Annotated in this window: 22 protein-coding genes; 1 reads left to right on the forward strand and 21 read right to left on the reverse strand. The window is 30.0% G+C overall.

Annotated elements, in window-relative coordinates:
* Positions 1 to 287: 287 nt before the first annotated feature.
* The 11 genes from CLFE_RS20520 to CLFE_RS20570 form a co-directional block, all read right to left on the reverse strand.
* Complete coding sequence (locus CLFE_RS20520) at positions 288 to 593, reverse strand: WXG100 family type VII secretion target (RefSeq protein ID WP_077852413.1); 306 nt, start codon at positions 591 to 593, stop codon at positions 288 to 290.
* Positions 580 to 1,716 (reverse strand): tetratricopeptide repeat protein, encoded by a 1,137-nt coding sequence (locus tag CLFE_RS20525; RefSeq protein ID WP_077893579.1) that lies wholly within the window; start codon positions 1,714 to 1,716, stop codon positions 580 to 582. Before CLFE_RS20525 ends, CLFE_RS20520 begins: the two co-directional genes overlap by 14 nt.
* A 137-nt stretch (positions 1,717 to 1,853) precedes the next feature.
* Positions 1,854 to 2,003, reverse strand: coding sequence for a hypothetical protein (locus CLFE_RS20530; RefSeq protein WP_169850944.1), 150 nt, complete (start codon positions 2,001 to 2,003; stop codon positions 1,854 to 1,856).
* Between the two features lies 1 nt (position 2,004).
* On the reverse strand, positions 2,005 to 2,307 hold the full coding sequence (locus CLFE_RS20535) for a WXG100 family type VII secretion target (RefSeq protein WP_077833108.1): 303 nt from the start codon (positions 2,305 to 2,307) through the stop codon (positions 2,005 to 2,007).
* Positions 2,308 to 2,380: 73 nt separating this feature from the next.
* A complete protein-coding gene (locus CLFE_RS20540) occupies positions 2,381 to 2,650 on the reverse strand; it encodes a WXG100 family type VII secretion target (protein WP_077833109.1) in 270 nt (89 codons plus the stop codon).
* A 16-nt stretch (positions 2,651 to 2,666) separates the two neighbouring features.
* Positions 2,667 to 2,885 carry a hypothetical protein gene (locus CLFE_RS20545; RefSeq protein ID WP_250944678.1) on the reverse strand — a complete coding sequence of 73 codons (219 nt, stop codon included), beginning with the start codon at positions 2,883 to 2,885 and terminating at the stop codon, positions 2,667 to 2,669.
* A gap of 46 nt (positions 2,886 to 2,931) precedes the next feature.
* Positions 2,932 to 7,509 (reverse strand): type VII secretion protein EssC, encoded by a 4,578-nt coding sequence (gene essC / locus CLFE_RS20550; protein ID WP_077893580.1) that lies wholly within the window; start codon positions 7,507 to 7,509, stop codon positions 2,932 to 2,934.
* A 26-nt stretch (positions 7,510 to 7,535) separates the two neighbouring features.
* Positions 7,536 to 8,315 carry a PP2C family protein-serine/threonine phosphatase gene (locus CLFE_RS20555; RefSeq protein ID WP_077893581.1) on the reverse strand — a complete coding sequence of 260 codons (780 nt, stop codon included), beginning with the start codon at positions 8,313 to 8,315 and terminating at the stop codon, positions 7,536 to 7,538.
* 9 nt (positions 8,316 to 8,324) lie between these two features.
* Positions 8,325 to 9,851 (reverse strand): DUF6382 and FHA domain-containing protein, encoded by a 1,527-nt coding sequence (locus tag CLFE_RS20560; protein WP_077893582.1) that lies wholly within the window; start codon positions 9,849 to 9,851, stop codon positions 8,325 to 8,327.
* 27 nt (positions 9,852 to 9,878) lie between these two features.
* Entirely contained in the window at positions 9,879 to 10,151 is a 273-nt protein-coding gene (locus CLFE_RS20565) for a hypothetical protein (protein ID WP_077893583.1), read from the reverse strand.
* A gap of 10 nt (positions 10,152 to 10,161) precedes the next feature.
* Positions 10,162 to 12,093 carry a serine/threonine-protein kinase gene (locus CLFE_RS20570; RefSeq protein ID WP_242951634.1) on the reverse strand — a complete coding sequence of 644 codons (1,932 nt, stop codon included), beginning with the start codon at positions 12,091 to 12,093 and terminating at the stop codon, positions 10,162 to 10,164.
* A 197-nt stretch (positions 12,094 to 12,290) separates the two neighbouring features.
* Between CLFE_RS20570 and CLFE_RS20575 the strand changes: the two genes are divergently transcribed.
* Positions 12,291 to 14,477, forward strand: coding sequence for an Ig-like domain-containing protein (locus CLFE_RS20575; RefSeq protein WP_077893585.1), 2,187 nt, complete (start codon positions 12,291 to 12,293; stop codon positions 14,475 to 14,477).
* 52 nt (positions 14,478 to 14,529) lie between these two features.
* Here CLFE_RS20575 and hutH read toward each other — a convergent pair whose 3' ends face one another.
* From hutH to CLFE_RS20625, 10 genes are all read right to left on the reverse strand, one after another.
* A complete protein-coding gene (gene hutH / locus CLFE_RS20580) occupies positions 14,530 to 16,053 on the reverse strand; it encodes a histidine ammonia-lyase (RefSeq protein ID WP_077893586.1) in 1,524 nt (507 codons plus the stop codon).
* A gap of 143 nt (positions 16,054 to 16,196) precedes the next feature.
* On the reverse strand, positions 16,197 to 16,676 hold the full coding sequence (hutP, locus tag CLFE_RS20585; RefSeq protein ID WP_077833117.1) for a histidine utilization transcription antiterminator HutP: 480 nt from the start codon (positions 16,674 to 16,676) through the stop codon (positions 16,197 to 16,199).
* A gap of 266 nt (positions 16,677 to 16,942) precedes the next feature.
* A complete protein-coding gene (locus CLFE_RS20590; protein ID WP_077893587.1) occupies positions 16,943 to 17,929 on the reverse strand; it encodes a LacI family DNA-binding transcriptional regulator in 987 nt (328 codons plus the stop codon).
* Between the two features lie 120 nt (positions 17,930 to 18,049).
* Positions 18,050 to 18,865 carry a Cof-type HAD-IIB family hydrolase gene (locus CLFE_RS20595; RefSeq protein WP_077893588.1) on the reverse strand — a complete coding sequence of 272 codons (816 nt, stop codon included), beginning with the start codon at positions 18,863 to 18,865 and terminating at the stop codon, positions 18,050 to 18,052.
* Positions 18,866 to 18,959: 94 nt separating this feature from the next.
* Entirely contained in the window at positions 18,960 to 19,715 is a 756-nt protein-coding gene (locus CLFE_RS20600; RefSeq protein ID WP_077893589.1) for a DeoR/GlpR family DNA-binding transcription regulator, read from the reverse strand.
* A 75-nt stretch (positions 19,716 to 19,790) separates the two neighbouring features.
* Entirely contained in the window at positions 19,791 to 20,891 is a 1,101-nt protein-coding gene (locus tag CLFE_RS20605; protein WP_077893590.1) for a cysteine peptidase family C39 domain-containing protein, read from the reverse strand.
* Between the two features lie 88 nt (positions 20,892 to 20,979).
* Positions 20,980 to 21,804 carry a PTS mannose transporter subunit IID gene (manZ, locus tag CLFE_RS20610; protein WP_077833122.1) on the reverse strand — a complete coding sequence of 275 codons (825 nt, stop codon included), beginning with the start codon at positions 21,802 to 21,804 and terminating at the stop codon, positions 20,980 to 20,982.
* Positions 21,805 to 21,818: 14 nt separating this feature from the next.
* Positions 21,819 to 22,586 carry a PTS mannose/fructose/sorbose transporter subunit IIC gene (locus CLFE_RS20615; RefSeq protein ID WP_077833123.1) on the reverse strand — a complete coding sequence of 256 codons (768 nt, stop codon included), beginning with the start codon at positions 22,584 to 22,586 and terminating at the stop codon, positions 21,819 to 21,821.
* Between the two features lie 170 nt (positions 22,587 to 22,756).
* Positions 22,757 to 23,239: a mannose/fructose/sorbose PTS transporter subunit IIB gene (locus CLFE_RS20620; protein ID WP_077833124.1), complete on the reverse strand. Its 483-nt coding sequence runs from the start codon at positions 23,237 to 23,239 to the stop codon at positions 22,757 to 22,759.
* A gap of 25 nt (positions 23,240 to 23,264) precedes the next feature.
* The gene (locus tag CLFE_RS20625) at positions 23,265 to 23,693 is read right to left on the reverse strand and encodes a mannose/fructose/sorbose PTS transporter subunit IIA (protein ID WP_077833125.1); all 429 of its coding nucleotides are present in this window, start codon (positions 23,691 to 23,693) and stop codon (positions 23,265 to 23,267) included.
* Positions 23,694 to 23,866: the final 173 nt, after the last annotated feature.

Raw genomic sequence — 23,866 nt, forward strand, 5'->3', positions numbered from 1 at the left:
CCTTATTTTATTCTCATTTATTTTATTAACAGTTAATTTTTATACAAAAAATAACATTTTTCTATATTTCTAATAATAACTCATTATTTATTTTACCTTATTTTATATATATTTTCATCTTTTTTTACTATTCAACCAAATTTATTATTAACTTTTTGTTTCTTTTCTCTCACTAGTTGCCTTTATATGTATATAATTGGTTTTTCTACCTTAAACCACACCTTAAATCTAATAAAAAATAGCTCCGCTTACCTAAATAAGACGGAGAAAACATTATTTATATTCAGTTACATACCATCAGCTTGCCTGAAATTTTCAGCTTTTCTTTTTAACTCATCAGCTATTCTATCTAATTCATTGACATATTTTGTACCATTGTTTTTCCATCCTTCATATTTACTTTCAAACGCAGTACTAGATTTACCCTTCCAGTTTTCTTTTACCTCATTCATTGTACTATTTAATGAGCTTAGTACGCTATTAACCTTACTTGCCATATCTTTATATTGTTTTGCCATTGCTTCAATTTCTTCAACATTTACTTTAATCCTACTATTCATTACACTTGCATTATAATGATTACCTAAATCCATTTAGTATACCTCCCAATTTTTCCTTTATTTCTTTAAATTCTTCACTTCCATCTGAGAAATAAATAAGTTCCTCGTAATACTTTATAGCCTTAATACATGCTATTTTAGCTTTTTCATAATCACAAAGCTTCATATAATTTAAGACCAATTTGTACGGAGCATTGGCATATGCCGAGTATACTTTAGAATTATCTTTTTCTATTAAAGCTTTGTAGCATATATTGGCATTATCATACTGTTTAATCTCATTAAGAACCTCTGCCTTAAAAATATATGCTTTAAAAAACGATTCATTAATTTCAATAGCTTTATCATAGCACATTAATGCTTTATAATTTTGTGACATTCTTCTATATGTATTTCCCTTTCTCATATAAGTGTCGGGATCATCATTTTCTATTTTAATTGCTTTATCAAACCATATTAACGCTTCATCATATTTTTTCAAAGTATCTAAAATAAGCGCTTTATTTATGTATCCTATGGTCATCTCTGGATTAATTTCTATTAACTTTTCTATATACTCTAAGGCTTTATCGTAAAATCCTATTTTATTATATATACTTGAACTTTTCAAATAAGCCTCTCCAGCATCTTTTTTCATATCTACAATTTTATTGTAAGTTACTATTGCATCTTTATATTTTCCAAATTTCTCTTCGCATCTTGCCTTTGAATAATACGCATCTATATAGCTTTTATCCGAATTAATAAGTATATCATAACTTTTAATAGCCTTATCAAAATCCATCATTTTTTCATAAGCCATCGCTTTATTGTAATTGGCTATTTTAGAATTCTTATTGCTATTTATTACTTCTTCATAACCTTTGATTGCTTCACTAAATTTACCTTGTATAAATAAAATATTTGCCTTTTCACTTAGTGCAAATTCATCCTTATTATTAATTTCAAGTGCTCTATTATAATATTCTAGAGCTTCATCATATCTTTTTAAAACGGTAAGATTAGCTCCCATATTTATAAGTACACCAAAATCATTTTCGTTAATTTCTAATGACTTTTTAAAATACTTCACTGCTACATCAAATTTACCTACAAAGTTTAAATTCGATGCCATTTTTTTATATTTATCTGCATCAGCTAAATTTTTGTTTTCCATACTAACACCTCGATAATACAATTTAATTCGCTTTTTCTTCATAACTTTTATCAAGTTCAATACACTTTTGCATATCTACTTCTGCTTCTTTTATCATATTTTTAGCTCTGTAGTATTTTGAACGATAATAATAGGCCTTAGCATGTTTTGAATCTATGTCTAATGTCTAATGCATAATCATAATTTTCTTTTGCCTCTTCATGCTTTCCTAAAATTTCAAGGTCTGCCCCTTTCATCCTATAAAACTCTGGCACAAAACCAGCTAAATCTATAATTTGATCATTCACCTTATTTTATATCTGTCTTACTGCTGTAATTGTTATCAGTTTCTATAAACATTTCTACTATTTGTTTAAGACTATTTCCTGTATTATTTAAATTAGTAACACAGTTTTGAAGAAGCTTTATTGTACTATTTTGGAAGTCCTCCACAAATTTATTTTTGGCTTCTCCCTCCCAATTATCATTTAGCGTTTGTAAATATTTTGCTTGAAGGCTATCTAATACTCCTTGAACAGTTTTAGCATCATTTAAAAGATTAGAAGCAACACTACTTACTTCCTCTTCCTTCATTTTAATTCTTCCTGCCATAAAATCATCTCCCTTTAATTATTCAGAAGATGGCTGCTTATTATAAAGCACCCATCCATAAAATTAATCTTAATTATCTTACATCTGCTTCTCTGAACTTTTGTGCTTGCTGCTTTAATTCAGTTGATATTTGTTGAAGTAATTGAACATATCCTGTCATTGTTTTACTCCAAGCCTCATATTCTCCAAAGAATTTCGTCGCAGATACACCTGCCCAGTTTTGTTGTACATTTGATATTCCTGAACCTAATGTGCTAACCATTTGTTGTGATTCTTCACTTGCTCCAGAAAATTTTGCTGCTAATTGTTCTAATTCTTCTGGTGTGATTTTTATTAAAGCCATTCAAAACACCTCATTCTTAATTTATTTCCAGGATGTTTCCATCCCAAATAGCATTTTCTCTTAAAGTTGAATCCTTATCAAGCATTTTTCCATTAATATAAAAGTGTTTATAAGTGATAATTTCTTCCTCCACACTGCTCATCTGAAGCATTGAAGGATAAACTACACTCATTATACTTTGGAGGCTTTCATCTAAGGGTAAATCAAAGTCTGCTTGTTTATTTTCGTTTTTCATTCTAACTGTTACGATAATATTATTTACCTTATTGATAATAAACACCTCAATTCAACTTCTCATTTAATTTATCTATATAGTTCATAAATTTAACTTTACCTTCAAATGGTGCAGGAAGCTTTACAGGTACTGCTTTTCTATTTACTATAAGAAAACCTTCTCCCAAACCAAGTATTCTTTTTGAATTTTCAAAACCAATATTAACACTACTGAATACAGAATCAACACTTGTACTAAATATAATACCTGTTTCCCATGACTTTATAGCCTTTTCCATTCCATCCCAAGCACGGGTGAAAAGAGCCATATTATCAGCTACAATAACGTGAATTCCTGTACTTTTGCAATTTGCAATTACCCACTCTAATTCCTGTGCTATTTCATCTGAAAAACGTATTTTAAAGTTTTCTATAACATCTATTATTAAAAATATATTTCCCTTATCGCTAATGATCTTTTTATTTGCATCTCTTCCATATTCCATTCTTAGATTTCTAAGAATAGACTTTCTTTCTCCTATTTCCTGCTTTATAAACGCTAAACTATCTGCTACTTTTTCAGCATTTTCTAAATACCCGTCTATACAATTTAGTTTACTTGTAGCAATCATATTTCTTTCAGGTGAATCTATAATATAAATCTTGTTATTCTCTCTATTCTTTGTTTCTGCAATTGTCATTATAAATGATAAAAGAAAATTAGTTTTACCACAGCCACTCTCACCGGAAACAAGCATATTATCTATGCTTAAAAAATTTGCAAATACACTTTCCATCTCATCTATATTTACTCCAACTGGAATCCTACTGTTGTACACAAATTCCTCCTCTAAGCCATAATCAAGGAACTCATTTCCATGAATAAAATCGTAAAGTGGTAGTACTTCAGTTAAAACAGGAATTCCCTTGACTTTAATATTAGGATAACTATAGTTTACAGAAGCTATTTTATCGCTAACCTCATTACTCCAATTAAACTCTTCTGCTTCAACCGGAAGTGCTGTTTGAAATTCAAGTAAATTTACATTTCTTAAAACACCACGTCCAGAAATTTTATCTGGTACTATTCCATTATTTTTACCAAAGATTTCTCTATATTCAGAAGTATCGTTTAAATTATAAGCTATATTAAAGGCTACATTTTCTTTAATCTTCATATGTACTGAATTAGAGGAATTGGCTGTGTAGACCATGTGTACCCCAAGTGCCCCACCCTCTCGTACTATCTTTACAATGTCTTCTTTAAAATCATCATTTACAGTTAAAAGTGTTACTATATCATCTATTATGAAAATTATCTGAGGAAGAACTTTTCCTGTTTTGTAATTATAATCATTAACACTTATAGCCCTCATTGATGTTAATGCATTCTTTCTCTTATCAATTTCCTTCATTATAAATTTAAGAAGCTTTTTAACTTTGTCAGTATCATCACTTAAAACAACCTCACCTGTATGAACAAGACTTTTAAACATATTTAATGTTCCCTTATCGCAATCCGCTATATAAAAATTTATATCTCTAGGGGAATTCTTACTAGCAAGGCTTAAAATAAATGTTTGAAGGAACGTTGTCTTACCTGTTCCAGCCATTCCATACAAAGCAATATGATTTTCTTTTTGAATATCAATTTCAAAAATCTCTTGGCTTTGGTGATATGGATCATCATACACACCTATTCTTGCCTTAAATTTATCCTGAGGTATATATGATAACTTGTCTATATATATGTGGCTTTTAAGTGGTGGCAGCCATGGAAGTTTTCTCTCATAATTCATATTTAAATCACAGTAAACTTTAATGGAATCAATTAATTTAGAAAGCTGTGTTACATCTTCGCTATGACCTTCTTTTTCTCTTTCTACAATATCAAATCTTTCTCCATCTGTATCAACCATAAGTATTTTTTTATCTTTTTTAGCCGCTGTTTTTCTGTATTTTTCTCCTGCAAAAGCTGTTTGTATAAGTTCATATACTAAATCATTTCCTACTTTTATGTAGGCTCTTCCAGGATTAGCTATACTAGATGCATCTGGTTTACCAATAACCGTTCTACTATCTTCATTATCTTGAACTCTAAGACAAATCTTCAAATTTGTATTTGTCTCTATTTGTGGATCTACTATACCAGAAGGCTTTTGCGTTGCAAGGATAAGATGTACACCAAGACTTCTTCCTACCACTGCTACATTTACAAGCTGACTTATAAAATCAGGATCATTTTTCTTAAGTTGTGCAAACTCGTCAACTATTATAATTAAATGAGGAAGTGACATCTTATGCTTACCAAACTTATAATTTTTCTGGTATTCATCTATATTGCTGTAAGTATTGTCTGTAAGTATTTTTTCTCTTCTTTTTATCTCACTATCTATAGCAATTATAGCTCTTTTAGATCCATTTCCCTCTAAATTTGTAACTGTTCCAACTGCATGTGGAAGATTTTTAAATACATTTGCCATACTACCACCCTTGTAGTCTATTAAAAGGAAATTAACATATTCAGGACTATAGCTAAAGCTCAGTGCTGCAATTACTGTCTCTAGAAGTTCACTCTTTCCTGCACCCGTGGTTCCTGCTACAAGCCCATGCGGTCCGTGATACTTTTGATGTAAATCAAGATAGAATTTCTCTCCATTTTCTCTTATACCTACAGGCACGGATAAGGTTTTATGTGCTTCAGCTTGACTCCAAATACTATTAAAATCTATTTCCTCTACATTAGTTATATCAAGTTCCTCAAATAACGATATAGATCTCGGTAATTTATTTGAATATGAATCCTTCTCAAGCCTTAAAGGAGCCATTGTTCTTGAGTATTCCATTAACATTTTGTTGTCCATCTTATCTGGGGTAACGTAAGATTTTTCTGATGAATTTTGTATGTTATAAATTATTCCTTCTCCCTCATTTAATTGAACTATATTATTGCAATTTCTAGGAAGATTGCCTAACTTATCAGACAAGAATATAGTAGATATCTCCATATCCGCATCAACATTTAATAAGTATTTTAAAATGGCCTCATTTTGTATAAGTTCCCTAGACGCAAGTACAAAAACAAAATGTGGACTAAATCTATAACTGTCATAATTGTTTTTGTCTTCTAACTTATTTTTTCTTTCTGACAGTACATCATAAAGATTTGATAACAGCTTATGTGCTTGTTCCTTATTCTTTGCCATAAACCTCATGTTTTTGTCATCATCCCAAACATGTGGCAACCATTTTGCCCAATCCCAATGCTTATTTTCTTTTTCATCAGATATAACAACTAATTTGACCTCATCAGGTGTATGATTTATAGAAATCTGAAGTAGCATATTTTTTACTGTTTCAACAACTTTATCTCTGTTTCCTATTACTGCTGTTATGCCATTGCTCTTTATAGGTATACAAATAGGCACATTATCAACTATGTTATATTTCTCTGTTATTTTATCTAATCTATCTAGTAGAGTATCCTCATCAAAGAAATTTCTTTTTTCTTTAATTATCTTAAGAGGAAATTCCTCATTACCAAGACCAACTCTCAAAATAAGAAAGTCTTCATCTCCATAGCTTCTTGACCAAAGCTTCATATTTAAATTCTTTACTATTTCTATTGCTTCACTTAAATCTGGATTTTCATCAAAAAGAACTTCTCTTAAATTTTTTTCTGCTTTTAAAAGTTTCTTTTCAATTTCATTTGTATAAATTGTGTATTTGCTGTTTCTTTTTTTGACTTTTTTGTTGTATACAATCTTTTGTCCAATATAACTACCGCCATACACAAGTGCACTTGCTCCTGTACCTGCTGCAAATATAATGGTTGAACTACCGTTATTACTTTTCATAGAAGTTATTATTGTAACCACAAAAAATATAAGTGATGGTAAAACTGTCATAAGCCCATATATAGATGGTTTATTTGGAAGGGTTGGTGGATTTTCTATTTTTAAGTCTTCTCTTTTCACTTCAGGATATATTCTAGGAGCCCTTTGTACAAAAGGATATTCAGTAACCACCTTTTCTTGACCAGCTTTTTGTTTTGTATTTTTTAATGCTCCTTGTACGACTATGCTTTCATCATTGAATTGTATTATGTATCCACATATATTTATTTCATCGCCTCTAGCTAATATAGCTCTTGTTATCATTTCTCCATTTAAGTAAGTTTTATTTGTACTATTTAAATCTACAAGAACATATTTTCCATCATCCTCAAAAATCTCTGCATGCTTTTCTGATACTTTTATATCATTAAAAACTATATCATTGAATTTGCCTCTTCCTATGGTAAATTTCACTTTCTCCTTGAGCATAAGCTTTTCCTTACTAAGAAGTTTGTCTTCAGAAAAAGCTATTGCCATTATGCTACTCTTACCATTCAAACCAAATTGAAGTACTACACCATGCTCTAGTTTAATATCTACTTCTTGTCCTTCTGCCCCTATGTAGTACTTACTTTTTAAAACCCATATATCTTTAATGGGTTTTATACTCATATCTATACGGTTTTTTTCTTCTGTCTCTATGTAGTGTTTAAATCTTTTTCTATTTCCAATTGTAACTGCTGTTTTTGAATTTCCTAACTTAACCTCATATAACTTTTTATCAGAATACACAAGTAATTTCATGTTCATCTAAAAATTCACCTTTTTTCATATTTCTATAACTTCTTTATTCCAACAAGAATTACAGAAATGTTATCACTCTCTCCACGACTTTTAACTATATTAACAAGCTTTCCTGAAGAGTACTGTAATGCATCATTATCAAATTCCATATTGCTTTTAATATACGTATTTATATCCTCTTCTTTAAGTTCATTATAAAGACCGTCACTACAAATCATGAAAATTTGATTATTGCTAAGTTCGCCATATGTAGTAAATATATCTATTTCTTCTTTAACTCCTAAGCATTGAAGAAGTACATGCTTTTCAGGGCTAACCTTAGCTTCTTCAGGTGTCATCATATTATTTCTTACCTTATACGCCACATACGAATGATCTTCTGTAAGCTGAACTGTTTTATTTTTTATACTATAAATTCTACTATCGCCTATATGTAATATATAATACATGCTTTTATACATAAAAATTAACGATACTGTCGTTCCTAATCTTTTTCCTTTATTTATGCCGTACTGAATTATACTTTGATTTATTTCCCTTAGTACATCAGACAATATATAAATTATTTGATTTTCTTTTTTTTGCTTTATGAGGTTTTTGAGATCCTCTTCCCACCATATTTTTAATCTCATTACTGCCATATTACTTGCTACTTCTCCTGAAGAGAGCCCTCCCAGTCCGTCACACACAACAAACATTCCAAAATCACCGTTTTTATCTTCGCCAATTTTGACTAATATATTATCCTCATTTGTTTCCTTAAAATTTCCTTTATCACTAAGAGCTCCCGCCATTAAAATAAACTTATTCATACCTCACCCCTAATTGAACTTAAAAGTATAGTAACTATTAGCAAATTTTATAATATCATTTTCCTTCATTTTATATAATTTATTGCTTTCTAGCCTTTTATCGTTAATGAATGTTCCATTTTTAGATTCTAAGTCCATAACATAATAATCTGAATTTACTTTTCTTATTTCTGCATGTAGTTTTCCAATAGCTCTATTATCACTTACATAATCCACACTTCCAGATAATCTCCCTACTTTAAAACTGTCCTTATTTATAAATATCTTTTCAACTACACCCTTTTTATTTTCAAGTAAATATGGAAATTTCTCATTAATTAATTGAGTAGAGTAAGACATTTCAGATACAATTTCTCTTTTAGACATTTTTATATTATTAGTAGTATTTGAATTGGTATTGCTTGTTTTACCAATACTTTCTGTATTCCTGCTATACACATTGTTAAATGTAACTTTATTTTTTTTCTTCATAAAATTAAGAACAATAAGTACTGAAGTTATAAGATCAAGTCCTAAGAGAATGGATATAGTAAGAACCTTAAGTGCTGTATAATCTCCGAAAAGAATAAATACACACAAAAAGAGTATAAGCACCAATACTTGAATTGCTACTATCCAAAATATTGATTTTAATTTAAACTTTTTTATTTCTGGATTAACCGCAGCTACTACTGGTTTTTCATATACATTTGGCTTACTAACAATCTCATTTTTCACATCCATAATAAACTCTGTCCTAGGGTTAAAAGTTTCACTAGGTTCAGAAATTGGAGTAACTATAGAACTTTTATTTAAATTGATGTTTTCTTTAGCTACTCGCGGTTCATTATTTCTAATTTCCTTATTAATTTTAAATGCTTGTGTATGGTTTTTATTATTACTATTAACCTCTACTTCAAGATGATTTCCTTCCTCAAAAGGTTTTGGATTAATATTTATATTTATATTTATATCCTTATCATTAATTATATTGTGATCCTCAATTTCACCTTTACTGTGATTTTTAATAAATTCTTCTAAGGCTCTAAAATCTTCTTCCCTTAAATTTCTTAAAAGAGTAAAAAGGAAATTATCATTATCTTCAATATTAACTACATCAACTATAAGCTTCTTTACTAAAGCTTTAAACTCTCTTTCTAAATTGAATTCTTCAGTTTTCTTACCAGGAATATATATGTAAAACAACTTATCTCTAGTTTCATTTATATACATAAACTTAGCTTCTACTGCAATATTTCCTGATTTAAGGGATATATGATCTATTTTCTTTAATTCTTCTAATGCATTCAAAAGTAAACTACAAAGCTTTTCTGCTCTAATTTTTCTTTTCTTTAAATAAGACTCAAGATTAAATTTATTTGTAACATCATAGAGAACCTCCGAGCCTTTTAACTGCATAGGAATTATCCCATCCTCCATGCTATTTACCCAATTTATCTCGTCCTTATTAATATCTGTAGAATCTTTGAAATTAAGTACTGCAAATTTTCTCTCTACAATTTCATCGGAAAGCTCTATATCGCTATAATCAATCATATACCAACTTCCTCCTTAAAGCCTAATCTATAAACAAACCGTATCATCCTTACTTCCTTGATTTTCTTCAACTTCGGGTTTATCAATTATAAATGTATCATCGGGATTATCAAGTATAACTGTATCTAAACCAGAGGTTCCCTCTGAACCTTTAATATCATCAAGCTTAGGAACTTCAATTTTTTCCTCTATCTTCCCTTGATAATTATGTATAATGGAAAAATAGAGAAGTACTATACTGAGTATAACTCCTAAAATTCCAATAATTATTTTAATAATATCTACGACCTTGGGATCCATTTTTATCCTCCTATTTTATAGCTCCTTGATTTTTTAAATCACTATATTCTTGCTTTAAGGTCATGAAATCCACATCATTTTCATTATATTTTTTAGAAATTGTATTGTTATAATATCTAACAAAATCATTATAGTTACGCTTCTCTTGTGGCGTAGCCTGCTGAGCATCATATTCTAAAAGAGCTAATTCCATGTAACCCTTATAATCATCACTGAATACTTGTGTTTCTTTTTCAAAGGTATTCTTACTCTCGTTTGTATTTCCTAAATACTTGTAAATAAGTCCAAGCTGACAATAAGTATTAGACACCTTACTTCCCATCTGTATTGCATTTTTGTAGTTATCTAATGCTTTATTTAAATAAAGAGTATACTTATCCTGCTCTATTTTACTTTCACTTGCCTTGTCAAAATATGCTTGTCCCAATTGAGCATATAATATAGCATTGTTTTTATTTGCTAAACTTGAGCTTGCCTTTTCAAGTACTTCTATTTCCTTATCCGTATTTTCAGGAAATATTTGTGGATTATCTCTATACAGCTCAGCTAAAGTTATATAAGATTCTACTTTATAATTAACATCACTTCTTGAATCTATATACTTTTCAAGATCCGTAATAGAACTTACTATTTTATCTTTATTTTTCAAATCTAACTTAGATAACGCATTGGCAACAGGTTTATAGTACTTTAAGGGTTCACCTATGCTTATATCTGCATTATCTATCTTGTTAAAGTACTGGTAAGCCTTACCATAGCTTTCATCATCAAAATATGCCATTCCTATTTGAAACAAAAGTTCATTGTCTTTGAGAAGTTTTGAATTTTTATCCTTTAAATTTGCTTCAATAAAATCTACACTTTGATCATATTCTCCATTTTCTAGATATGTTGATATGATCTTTATATACGCTTTTGGATTACTTGAATTTTTGTCCACAGCTTGCTTATAATAATCCACAGCTTTATCCCCATTTTGTTTACTACCATTTTCAATCATGTTATTATATTCATTTACACTCTCACTTTTTACTCCTAGAGCTCCAGAAATAATAAGGAATAATGAAAAAATAAACAAACAAGCACTAGCCGCAACTTTAATGTACTTTTTCATAAGTTGTCTTTTATAATTTGAATTCAACTTATGTATGTTTTTAATATCATAAAGCATTTCATCTACGTTTTGATATCTTAGACTAGGATCTTGTCTTGTACTTTTTTCTATTATATATTCTATTCCTTCTGAAAGAGATGAATTAAGTTCTCTTACTGGTTTTAATTCAAAAGGAGGGTCATTTGGTCCTCTACCTGTAAGCATATGATACAAAGTAACACCAAAACTATATATATCTGTTCTAGCATCACTCTGGCAATCGCCATATTGTTCTGGGGCAGCATATCCCCTTGTACCTATGTAGGTTGTGTCCTTTGAAACTTCCTTTTTATACTCACGAGCAATTCCAAAATCTATAAGCTTTATTTTTCCACTCTCTGTAAGCATTAAATTTCCAGGCTTCATATCCCTGTATATTATAGGATTAGGTTTTTGTGAGTGTAAATACGTAAGCACATCACATATTTGCTTTGCCCAATCTAAAACTGTTTTTTCATCAATAGCACCTTTTTTATGTATAAATTTATCTAATGATACTCCATCAATAAAATCCATTACTATATATAAATTTTTATCTCTTTTTATAATATCTACAATTCTTGGCAGAGCAGGATGATCTAATTTTTTAAGTATATTAGTCTCCGCTAATAAATCTATTTTCAGCTTGGAAGTATCATTTAAATTAGCCGACACTTCTTTTATTGCCCAAAACTTTTGAAGCTTAATATCCTTAGCTAAATAAACAGTACTCATACCGCCCTTACCAAGTAAATCTACAATTTTATATTTATTTTCAAATACCTCATTTACTAAATCCAAGCATAACACCCCGTGAAATTTTTTCATTACTATATTAACACTTTTAGCCATAACATTCTAGGTTTTTAACGTAAAAATTGATAGGTTTAAATTTTTCATTAAATTTCTGTATAATTTAGTTGAATTTTTTTGTATTTTGATTTATTGTATACTTTAGTGTTTTAATTTTAATTTTGAGCATAAATCTAACCAAAGGAGGTAAAACATTGAATTACAAGAAAATTACTTCAGTTATCTTATCAGCACTTATAGTATCCGTAGCCTTTTCTTTTCATTCTGTAAAGGCCGATCAAATTAACAACACTACTACTATACAAGCCACTACTTCCTCTAATAGCGCTGATGCACCTACTGATGGGACCCCAATTATCACTAACATTAATAGTAATTCAGTTTTTAACAGTACGGTAGACCCTATAATAAAAATTAATAATTCAGTTTTGACAGAAGCTGATATTGGACAAGATAAGGCAATATACGCAACTCTAAATGGTAAACCTTATAAACTTAGTTTTAAAGGTAAGGATGGAGATATATTAACTCTCCAGGGAGATACTATAGGTGATAATCCTTCAAAGGGTCAAAAAAACACACTTATTGTATATTCTACAGCTAATACAGGCACTGCCGGTAGTACAGAACAAAAAAGTTCTTCAGTAAGCTTTGTTATAGATACTACTCCACCAACCATTACCTTTAGTGACCAAAATGGACGTGATATTGAGGATTCTACCCCTTATTCAGGATCAGTAACTCCTGTTATAAAACTAAGCGATAATTATCATATTGCCAGCTTTGATATAAACCTTAACGGTAGTCCTTATGAAGGCAGTGCATCACAAGATGCTGATGGTAATATTACTTTCACTGGTAAAGCAATTTCGACAGATGGAAATTATAATTTATCTGTTAAGGTAATTGACGATGCCGGAAACTCTACTACTTTTTCAAGATCTTTTAGCATCGATAATACTGCTCCTCAAATCAGTATTTCAGGTATAAAAAATAATGATCATGTAAATTCTGATGTAATTCCTAAGATAAGCATTACTGATACGGATCTTGATCCTAGTAAAACCGTTGTTAATATTACAAAAAACGGTTCTGTAATGCCTACATCGTTAACTCAAAACTCAGATGGCTCGCTATCTTTTGACGTTGGCGAAGAAGGAACATATTCTTTTACAGTAACAGCTTACGACAAATTAGGAAACACTACTACAAGTGATCCTATAAGCTTTGTTATTGATAAAACTGCTCCTACTTTAAACTTTAATTTTACAAATGGTCAGTATTTCAATACACCTTTTAAACCTTTAGTAAAAACAACAAATCCTGATGATTCTATATCACAAATACTTATAAATGGTGCAATTTATTCACCAGGTGATTTACCTTTTTTCTCTGATGGAACTTATGATGTAGAAGCTCAAGGCAAAGACACGGCTGGTAACTTAAGTGATGTATCTCACATGAGATTTATCGTAGATACCATAGCCCCAAGTATAGGTATTTCTAACCTGATTGATGGTTTTTACTACAATTCATCTGTTTCACCTAACGTATCTGTTACAGATGCAAATTTAGAGTCCTATAAGATGTTTTTAAATGGAGCAAGTTACAATCTTGAGCCAATTACTCAAGACGGAAATTATCAACTACTTGTAATATCTTCTGATAAGGCAAATAATATATCACAGAAGGTTCTAAGCTTCTTTATTGATAGAAATGCACCTAGTATTACAGTTAAAGGACTCACAAAGAATGGTTTATTTAACTACTTCTTAAACCCTTATGTTTATATAGATGATCCTAATGAACTTATGTCTATACTACTCCTTGATGGACAAAATTATCACGGTGGTTATATACAAGATGGAAAACATATACTTCTTATACAAGCTGTGGACAAAGCTGGAAATGTATCTAAGGATGCATATAACTTCTTTATAAAAGCTACACCTCCACAAATATATGTTTCCGAAGTGGTAAACGGAGAAAAGTATACTCATTCTGTAATTCCTAAGATTTCCTTTTCAAAGGATGCTGTGGATGATAAGACAAAAATAACTCTAGATGGAAGTTCTTATACCATAGGTGATGAAATATCTTCTCCTGGAAAGCATGAATTGATAATTTCCGCTGAAGATGAGTATGGTAATAAGACAGAAAAGAAGATTTATTTTACTATTGAAGCAAACGGGTCAAGTACTGCCTCCGTATCTTCAAAAATACATAATATAGTTCACAAAATCCTTCCTGCTAAGACAAAGAAAAATAATAAAATAGTCTATATGGCAGCAATTGGTTTATGGATTGTAATTCTTATTATTTTAGGAATAATAATATATAAATACAACAAAAATAAAAATAAGAACAAAAACGAAGAATAGGAAAAAACCTCAAAATGTATCTTAGCATTTTGAGGCTTTTTCTTTATATTATTTAAATATCTAAATCTATTCCTTTTATGCTGTTTACTACTTCCCCTTTAGATATCATTTCTGTTACCTTATCAAGTTCACTATACATTACTATATCCTTATCTATAAATTCAACATTCTTTCTAACTGCATTATAAGCTTTTGAAGTTCCCTCTCCAAGCTTAAAGCCTTCTCTAAAGTCAACCGCCTGACATGCAGCCATAAGCTCTGTTGCTAGTACTCTCTTAGCATTTTCAAGTATTTGTCTTGCTTTTCTAGCTGCTATTGTTCCCATACTTACATGGTCTTCCTGATTAGCTGAAGAAGGTATTGAATCTACACTTGCTGGATGTGCAAGAACTTTATTCTCTGAAACTAAAGCAGCTGCTGCATATTGAGTTATCATAAAGCCAGAGTTAAGACCGCCTTCTTTAGTTAAAAAAGCTGGAAGTCCATTGCTAAGCTGATTATTTACAAGTCTTTCAATTCTTCTCTCTGAAACATTAGCAATTTCCGATATAGCTATACCAAGAAAATCAAAGCTTAAAGCCATTGGCTGACCATGGAAGTTTCCTCCTGAAATAACATCTCCATTTTCCAATACTATAGGATTATCTGTAACAGAATTCATTTCTATTTTAACTTTTTCTTTTACATAGTTAATAGCGTCTTTGCTTGCCCCATGAATTTGAGGTATACATCTTAAAGTATAGGCATCTTGAACTCTAAGCTCTCCCTGTCTAGTTACAAAGCTGCTTCCCTCTATAAGCTTAAGTATATTTTTTGAAGTATCTCTTTGTCCCTTATGTGGCCTTACAACATTTAATCTATCATCAAAGGCATCTGTAATTCCTCTTAATGCTTCTATTGTAAGTGCTGCGGTTATATCGCTTACCTTTAAAAGTTCTAGAGCATCATATACTGTAAGTGCTCCTTCTGCTGTCATAACCTGTGTACCGTTGATTAGTGCAAGTCCCTCTTTAGCTACTAGTTCAACTAAGGGAATTCCAGCAAGCTCCATAGCCTTTTTACCATCCATTATTTCACCCTTATATTCAGCTTTTCCTTCACCTAGCATAGGTAAAACCATATGTGCAAGAGGCGCTAAATCTCCAGAGGCTCCAAGTGATCCCTTTTCAGGTATTATTGGGTGTACACCTTTATTTAACATTTCAATAAGAGTTTTTAAGGTACTTAATCTTATTCCTGAAAATCCTTTTGAAAGAGCATTAGCCCTTAAAAGCATAATAGCTCTTACTGTATCTGTTTTAAATGCATCTCCAAAACCACAAGCATGCGAGATTATAAGATTTCTTTGAAGTGTTTTACAGTCTTCCTTTGATATGCTTACATTTGCAAATTTTCCAAAGCCTGTTGTTACTCCATATATAGTCTTCTCATTTTCCACAATGTCGTCTATTATCTTTCTTGATTTTTGAACTTTTTTTGCAGATTCTTCATCTATTTCAACCTTGTAATTTTCTCTACAAATTAGTACTAAATCCTCCAAAGTAAGATCATTTCCATTAATATAAATAGTTTTCATTACGCTTTCTCCCCTTCTTGTTTAATCAAAAAAGGGCAAGACTCACCAAAAGCGAATCTTGCCCTCTAAAAAAACTCTTTAAATAAGCTTATGCCTATTTAATCTTTGAGCATTAAATCACATGATTTATTTATTAACTTTTACTATACTGGATAAATTCCCAGTCCCATTACTTCGTGTTCATAACCTTTTACTGGAGCTCCCATATTTCCGTACAATACAATGGCTATCCACTGACCATCTTCATTATCTCTAGGTATTCTAGAACCTTTGACAATAGTAAATACAAGTCCTGCTGTACGCATAACATTTCCAAGTCCAGTCTGACCACGACAAATACCTTCATAGGCCTCTAAAACTGCATGATAAAGTGAATGTTCTTCTCTATAAATATTTTTTATAAATTTTTCTCTTTTTGCTGCTGTCTCTATGGCCGCAAAAATCTTAGAAGAATCCATTGCTCCAACATGACCTTTAAACACCTTATACCCGTATGCTTCCGCCTTATCTCTAATTTCTTTCTCATCACTATCAGAAGCCATTGAGAGTAACATTGCTGTTTTTCCAATGCTTAAAGTATCAAACAACCCTTTCACTTCCTTATTTACAATCTTATTATTCATTATAAATTAAGGTATTAAAAGTTACAAGTAAAATATATAAAACTATTATTAAATTCATGAAATTATAATTATATTAATAAATGGGTTCCATAAAATGAAAATTTATTTTTTATATACGTTTTTTATTTATTCATCACTCATCTTAACAAAATCTCTATATTTTAGATGCTTATATAAGCTCACTAGCATTTATTCCCATATTGAACTTATTTTCCAAATATCAAAAGATCTAATTTTCAAATTATCTTCTTAATCATTATATTTAATTAATACGCAACCGACTTTACACTAGATTCTCTTACTACAAGTCTTGGTTCTATTATTATATGCTTCTCTTGTACATCTTTCTTTCCACATATATTATCAATCAATATTTCAACAGATTGTCTTCCAATTTCCTCAATAGGTTGAGCTACACTACTTAATGTTGGACTTACTTCTTTACTAATGAATGTATTATCAAATCCAACTAAGGCAATTTTCTCTGGTATTTCAACTTTCATTTCTTTTAATAAATGTAATACTACTAACGCTTCAATATCGTTATATGCAAAAATACCAATATCTTCATTCTTTAAATCACTTTCTAACAATTCCTTTAAATCAGTATTAACTGCTTTATCACTTACAGCAAAGAAATCATTTTCCATTTTAAAACCAGAAGATTCTATTTCATCTTTAAATCCTCTACACTTTTCATCCTCTTCAGAGCCTACAAAAACAAATTTAGAATAACCCATACTTATTAAATGTTTTGCTACATCTTTTGCAGACAAATAATGTGATATAGAAACACAATTAAAACCATCGATATTTTGGGTAATAACAACAATTGGTATATTTATATTTTTAAGACTTTTAAAGTAAGTATCCTTAGCATTGCTTGGAACTATTAAAATTCCATCAACATTATAGCTCTTCATTATACTTATATATTTTTTTTCCTTATCTAAATTCCAGTCTGTATTACACAATATAATGCTATAGCCGTATTTCGCAGCTTCACTCTCTACAGATTTTATTATATCTGAAAAAAACGGATTTGATATATCCGTTATTATCACTCCTATAAGCAACGATTTATTCTTAACAAGACTTTGAGCAATGATATTAGGTTTATAATCAAGTTTTCTAACCCATTCCATAACTTTTCTTTTTATTTCAGGATTTACGGATACATTTCCACTTATTACTCTTGAAACTGTAGCCTGAGATACACCTGACTTTTTAGCTATATCTTTCATTGTAACCATTTGGGTTCCCCCTTAGCATTGAATACGTATTCACAATTCATGATTTTATTCTAGCATTGGCAATATTTTTTGTCAATAATATCCTACCATTATTTCATGACCTTAAAAAGAGTAACTAGCTTAAACTAAAATATATTTTTTTATTGACTCTGCTACTCCATCTTCATCATTACACAATGTTATTTCATCAGCACATTGTTTTACTTCGCTTGGAGCATTACCCATAGCAATTCCAATACCTGCAAATTCTATCATGCTAATATCATTATAGTTATCACCAATTGCAATTATTTCTGATCTTTCTATACCAAACTTTCTAGATAAAATTTCAATAGCAGAAGTTTTCGATGCATTTTGTGGCATTATTTCCAAATAGGTTGGTTTTGAATTATATACGTTTAATTCATTAAAATGATGTTCACTGATTTTTGTATACAATAATTTTAGTTCATTTGGTTCTGCCATACATAAAATTTTGTTTGGTCCTGAATCTTTTTGCTTCCAAGCATGAAACAGATTATGAAAGTCTATTATGCTAGGTGAAATATTCGTTATTTCACTTTCCTGTTTAGCCCATTTATCCATTTTTTCTATATACCATTCGTCATTTCTATATAAACTTACGTGTATGCCTATTTCTTTAGCAAATTTAAATACTGCCTCTACATCTATAATAGGAATAGTTACATTTGATATAATATTAGTTTTATCATCCATAACTAGAGCACCACTATAACAAATAATTGGCTGACTAACATTAAGTTCTTTAAGCAAAAATATTATTCCCTTTGGCATTCTAGCTGAAACTAATATTACTGGTATATTCTTTTCGTTTATGGCTATCCTAATTGCTTCTTTTGTATTCTGTGAAATTTTATGTTCTGAATTTAACAATGTGCCATCAATGTCTAAACATATCATTTTAAATTTATTCATTATTTACGTTTGATGGTTTTCTCTGCAAGTACAAACCATCAAACTTTTCACCTCATTTCATAAATTTTTTATATTAACGGTTTATTATACAAATTTAAATAGTAATTAAATCAATATCATATCTTTGTATAATATCAATATAAAAGTCAGGTGGAAGTCTATCCGTAATGATTGTATTAATTTGATCCCAATCTACTCCTTTATAATAAGCAGTTTTTCCATATTTTTGAAAATCAGCAAGAACAATTATTTTATCAGATTGTCTCACCACTGCCTGTTTAATAAGTGCATCTTCATAATCTGCAAAATAAATTCCATCTTCAGTTATGGCAGCAGCACCTATAAACGCAGCATCAAAATGAATGTCTGTAATTGAATTTTTATAATCTAAATTATAAAAAAAACGATTTTCTTTATTCAAACATCCTCCTATAGAATACACAGTTACATCTTTGTTTCCTGAAAGTATCTCTAAATTATCAAGTGAATGAGTAAATACTGTAACTTTCTTATTTAACTTCTTAGCAAGATGGCTAACAGTTGTGGAAACATCAAAAAAATAATGTTCATGTTCTTTTATAAACGTTAATGCCTTATCTGCAATCTCTTCTTTTTCTTGTGAATGTGATTCAAGTCTTTCTCTATAGGATTGAATTGTATCAATAAATCCAGTAAGAGTAATCCCTCCATGAGTACGAACTGCAGTACCTTCTTCTACAAGTTTCACTATATCTCTTCGCGCTGTATCACGCGATATGTTAAACATTTTACATATCTCATGAACAGATAAAGAGTGATTTGATTGATTTAAATATTCTAGTATTTTTAAAAGCCTTTCCTCTTGGTACACTTTACCACCCCTCAAATTAATTATAAGTATTTATAAGTAATTTGTCAATATGATAAGTATTTATAAGTAATAAAGCTATATATAATCATTGGCTGCTTTTCCTAAGAGTTTCCCTATTTGTTCCTCTAATTGTGAATTTTCAAATAAAAGTCTACTTACTTCATTTATATTTTCTTCATTTCTACCTTTTTTCATTATTTTTAAGGATTTATTGTAATTTTCACTTGCTTCTTTAAACAATTCAGATGCTTTTTTTAAATTACTATTATTTTCAAAAAACTGTTCAAGAAATTTGGCATTATCACTTCTTGAATATTTTAATGTTTCAAGTATCCATTCATTATTAAAAGTTTTTGTTTCTTTAATATATTCTGCAAACTCGCCTATTGCTTGTGCTCCTGTAGCCGTCTTATTTTTCTTTTCTCCAATAAGGCTGTTACCATTTCTTTTAATTACATCATTAATGTGTTCATTTTTTTCCACAACTGTAAATACACAAAAACCATATTTCCATGGCTTTTTAAATTTTTTATTCAATCTATTTGTAGCAGTAATAAGCTTTTCCATTTTAATGTATTTTTTTTCTTCATTTTGCTTTCCAATTGTTTCATAATAGAAAAATCCTTTTTTATCATAGCCTACAAAAAGTTCACTATGTGGATAAAAGCCTGCCTTATTCAAAAAACTACACATATCTAGTTGTACTAATACTGGATATCCTTTTGAAATGTAATATTTTACAGCATCTACAAATAACTTAACACTAAAAGTTGTATAATAATCCATCTTTAATCCTATAAATGGAGCGGAAATTCTTAATCCTTCAATTGGTTCTGAAAATGGAATAAAATTTTTATTTACTAAATTAAAACTAGTTCCATAAGTGTATCCCATAAGAAAATTAATATGTTCTATAGATAATTTTTCTTCTGGATAAACTACATCACTAATCATTTTTAAAGCTGAAGATTCCTGATATTGCTTGTCATTTGATACATTAGTTATACCCTTAATCATAAATTGTTCTGGATATTTTGAAATTTTACGAAATTTTATAATTTGGGGTTTATAAGCGTTTTCATAATACTTTTTTTGATAGAAATTAAAAATTTCAAAATAAGCAGATATACTTAGTACTATTACTACTACAACAATAATCATAATATTATTTATCACAGCTTACATCTCCTATACCTAATATATAAAGTTAAGGCTATCCCAAATTTAAGAGACAGCCCTACTTATTTAAAAAATCATTTAAGAATTATTTTAAGAATCCACATATATAACCAACTATACCTAAAGCGAACATTCCAAATATTATTACCATTGGATTAACTTTCTTCTTTAGTAGCTTCATGCAACCGAAAGTTATTAATAATGCAAGTAAGCCTGGAACGAATGAATCTAAAGTACTTTGAACAGTTGTAGTAATCATTTTACCAGTTTGGTCCTTATATTGTGCAATTACTAATGGAACATTAATACTAGTCCATTTGTTAACTAATACTCCCATTATAAACAATCCCACTATCGATGCACCTTCAGTTATTTTCTGTAGTGTATTTCCAGATGCTTCTGTTACCATTGATGTTCCTTTTTCATATCCTAATTTAAGTCCATACCATAATATCAATATTCTACAAATATTAAATGGTATAAAGAAAAGTAGTGGTCCCAAAATACTTCCACTAGCAGCAATTGAGGCACCAAGTGCAGCAAACATCGGTCTTAATGTTCCCCAAAATATAGGGTCACCCACACCAGCAAGTGGTCCTATAAGTCCAATTTTCACACCACTAATAGCTGCATCATCAATTTCTGCTCCATTAGCTTTTTGTTCTTCCATAGCAGCTGTAACACCCATAATAGGTGCAGCCATATATGGAGTAGTGTTAAAGAATTCCAAGTGCCTTTTTAATGCTGCTTTTTGATCTGCTTTATCCTTATAAAATCTCTTTATAGCTGGAATCATAGATACACAAAAACCCATACTTTGCATTCTTTCAAAGTTATATGAACCTAATATAAACCATGAACGCCAAAACATACTTCTTAAATCGCCTTTAGTTAACTTATTCTCACTCATATTATATCCTCCTTCTACAAATCATCTAATTCATCAGCTGCTTGAACTTTGGTGTATCTAGGATTCAATTGAATAAATAATAGTGCTGCGCATACACCAATTATACCGAAACCAACAAGAGTAAATGTTGTAAATGCAGCAACTACAAAACCAATAAAGAAGAATGGCATTAAGTATTTTGCTTCCATCATATTAATTACCATAGCATAACCAACACAAACTATCATTCCTCCAGCAATCTGTAATCCCCTTGTTACAGGTACAGGTATACTTGCCAACATTGAGTTAACTCCACTAGTACCAGCCACAGCTGCCACTAATGCCACTGGTATAGCTATACGAAGTCCTTGTAATATAAGTGCTCCAAAGTGAGCTATTTCTATCGCTCTAAAATTACCTTCTTCAGCATATTTATCCGAAAGATGTTGGAAAAATACTGCTATAGTTCTAACAAATATGGTTAAAACCTGTCCAGCTGCTGCAATTGGAATTGCAACTGCTATACCTGATGCTATCGGTTGATGAGCTGTAATTACCAATATAGCTGCAACAACACTAGCAAGTGCACTATCTGGTCCCATTGCTGCTCCAACATTCATCCAACCTAGAGCTAAAAGTTCCAATTCACCACCTAAAATAATTCCTGTTTTTAAATCCCCTAGTACTAGTCCTATTAAAGTACATGCAATAAGTGGTCTGTGTGTTTGCATACTGTCAAGTACACTTCCCATACCGGTTATCATAGCAACGACAATTACTAGAACAAATTGAATAGTTGACATGTGTAATCCCCCTCTATAAAATATATTATTTTTGTTCTCCTAACTTCAAAACCTTTACATTTTTATAAAATCACTTAAGTTATATTACAAAAGATTTTTTACATATACAAAATTCATTTGAATCTTGCATATTGTAAAATATCTTTTATAAGCAAACTTTCATTAGTAGATTATAAATCTTTTATTTTACTCATTACGTCAACTTTTGAATCACTGGCAATTTTTCTTAGTTCAAGTTCTATTCCAAGTTCATGCATCTTTTTTAAGGCTGCAACATCTTCTGGTCCAAGAGATACTGCGCTGCTAATTTGAGTTCTTCCTTGTTTATAGCACATTCCTCCAAGATTAATAGATTTTATATCCATACCGCCTTCAACTAGTCTTAAAGCATCTACTGGGTTTGTACATAATATTAATGCTTTAAAAGAATCGTATTTAGGATTTTTATAAACCTCAAGTGCTTTAGCAATAGGCAAAACATAGGCCTTTACTCCTGGAGGTGCTACCTGTAAAAGCAATGTTTTTCTTAACGTATCTTTAGCTACATCATCACTACAAACTAATATCTTATTACATTTTGTTTCTTTTACCCAAATACTTGCAACTTGACCATGAATCAATCTATCATCGATTCTTACAAAATTAATATTCATTTATAATTCCTCCATTTAACTTTTATTATAGTATTTCATTTTCTTCTTGTTGTGAAAAAACTTCTTTAAATGATTTTATTCCTTCATTTCCTGCTTTTTTACTTATACTCACTAGTTCTTCAACGTTCGAAAAATTTCTAGCTCCATATACCTCAAGTAACATTGGTAAATTAATACCAGTAACAATATCCATATTTTTGTTTTCTTCTTCTGTTACTATTCTACTTGCTGCATTAAATGGGCTACCTCCAAATAAATCTACTAGAAAAAGTACTCCATCTTTACAATCTAATTTTTCTAATTCTGTTTTATATTTTTCTACAAGATCATCAGGTCCCTCACCTGGATGAAAAGTAACTGATGAGACATTTTCTTGTTTTCCAAATATCATTTCAGATGATTTTAATATTTGTTCTGAAAAATCTCCATGAGTTCCAATAATAATAGCTACCATAATCTCACCTCCAATTTATAACACCATGTTGCCTATACATATATACAGCAAATATCATGCCAAAGAAGTATATTATAAATTGTATTTTATTCTAATACCATGAAATAGCAGTTTAATACATTAAAAAAAATACTGATTTAAAAGTAAATTATACACTTTTATAATTTTTAATA

Origin of the sequence: Clostridium felsineum DSM 794 (assembly GCF_002006355.2) — a bacterium.
In the GTDB taxonomy this organism is placed as follows: Bacteria; Bacillota; Clostridia; order Clostridiales; family Clostridiaceae; genus Clostridium_S; species Clostridium_S felsineum.

What these genes read in the sequence shown, in the direction of transcription:
- CLFE_RS20545 (WP_250944678.1), bottom strand. Translation starts at nt 2,885, where the DNA reads ATGAAAAACGAAAATAAACAAGCAGACTTTGATTTACCCTTAGATGAA.
- CLFE_RS20560 (WP_077893582.1), bottom strand. Translation starts at nt 9,851, where the DNA reads ATGATTGATTATAGCGATATAGAGCTTTCCGATGAAATTGTAGAGAGA.
- hutH (WP_077893586.1), bottom strand. Translation starts at nt 16,053, where the DNA reads ATGAAAACTATTTATATTAATGGAAATGATCTTACTTTGGAGGATTTA.
- CLFE_RS20540 (WP_077833109.1), bottom strand. Translation starts at nt 2,650, where the DNA reads ATGGCTTTAATAAAAATCACACCAGAAGAATTAGAACAATTAGCAGCA.
- CLFE_RS20620 (WP_077833124.1), bottom strand. Translation starts at nt 23,239, where the DNA reads ATGAATATTAATTTTGTAAGAATCGATGATAGATTGATTCATGGTCAA.
- CLFE_RS20625 (WP_077833125.1), bottom strand. Translation starts at nt 23,693, where the DNA reads ATGGTAGCTATTATTATTGGAACTCATGGAGATTTTTCAGAACAAATA.
- CLFE_RS20595 (WP_077893588.1), bottom strand. Translation starts at nt 18,865, where the DNA reads ATGAATAAATTTAAAATGATATGTTTAGACATTGATGGCACATTGTTA.
- manZ (WP_077833122.1), bottom strand. Translation starts at nt 21,804, where the DNA reads ATGAGTGAGAATAAGTTAACTAAAGGCGATTTAAGAAGTATGTTTTGG.
- CLFE_RS20590 (WP_077893587.1), bottom strand. Translation starts at nt 17,929, where the DNA reads ATGGTTACAATGAAAGATATAGCTAAAAAGTCAGGTGTATCTCAGGCT.
- CLFE_RS20520 (WP_077852413.1), bottom strand. Translation starts at nt 593, where the DNA reads ATGGATTTAGGTAATCATTATAATGCAAGTGTAATGAATAGTAGGATT.
- CLFE_RS20525 (WP_077893579.1), bottom strand. Translation starts at nt 1,716, where the DNA reads ATGGAAAACAAAAATTTAGCTGATGCAGATAAATATAAAAAAATGGCA.
- CLFE_RS20615 (WP_077833123.1), bottom strand. Translation starts at nt 22,586, where the DNA reads ATGTCAACTATTCAATTTGTTCTAGTAATTGTCGTTGCTATGATAACC.
- essC (WP_077893580.1), bottom strand. Translation starts at nt 7,509, where the DNA reads ATGAACATGAAATTACTTGTGTATTCTGATAAAAAGTTATATGAGGTT.
- CLFE_RS20565 (WP_077893583.1), bottom strand. Translation starts at nt 10,151, where the DNA reads ATGGATCCCAAGGTCGTAGATATTATTAAAATAATTATTGGAATTTTA.
- CLFE_RS20555 (WP_077893581.1), bottom strand. Translation starts at nt 8,315, where the DNA reads ATGAATAAGTTTATTTTAATGGCGGGAGCTCTTAGTGATAAAGGAAAT.
- CLFE_RS20535 (WP_077833108.1), bottom strand. Translation starts at nt 2,307, where the DNA reads ATGGCAGGAAGAATTAAAATGAAGGAAGAGGAAGTAAGTAGTGTTGCT.
- hutP (WP_077833117.1), bottom strand. Translation starts at nt 16,676, where the DNA reads ATGAATAATAAGATTGTAAATAAGGAAGTGAAAGGGTTGTTTGATACT.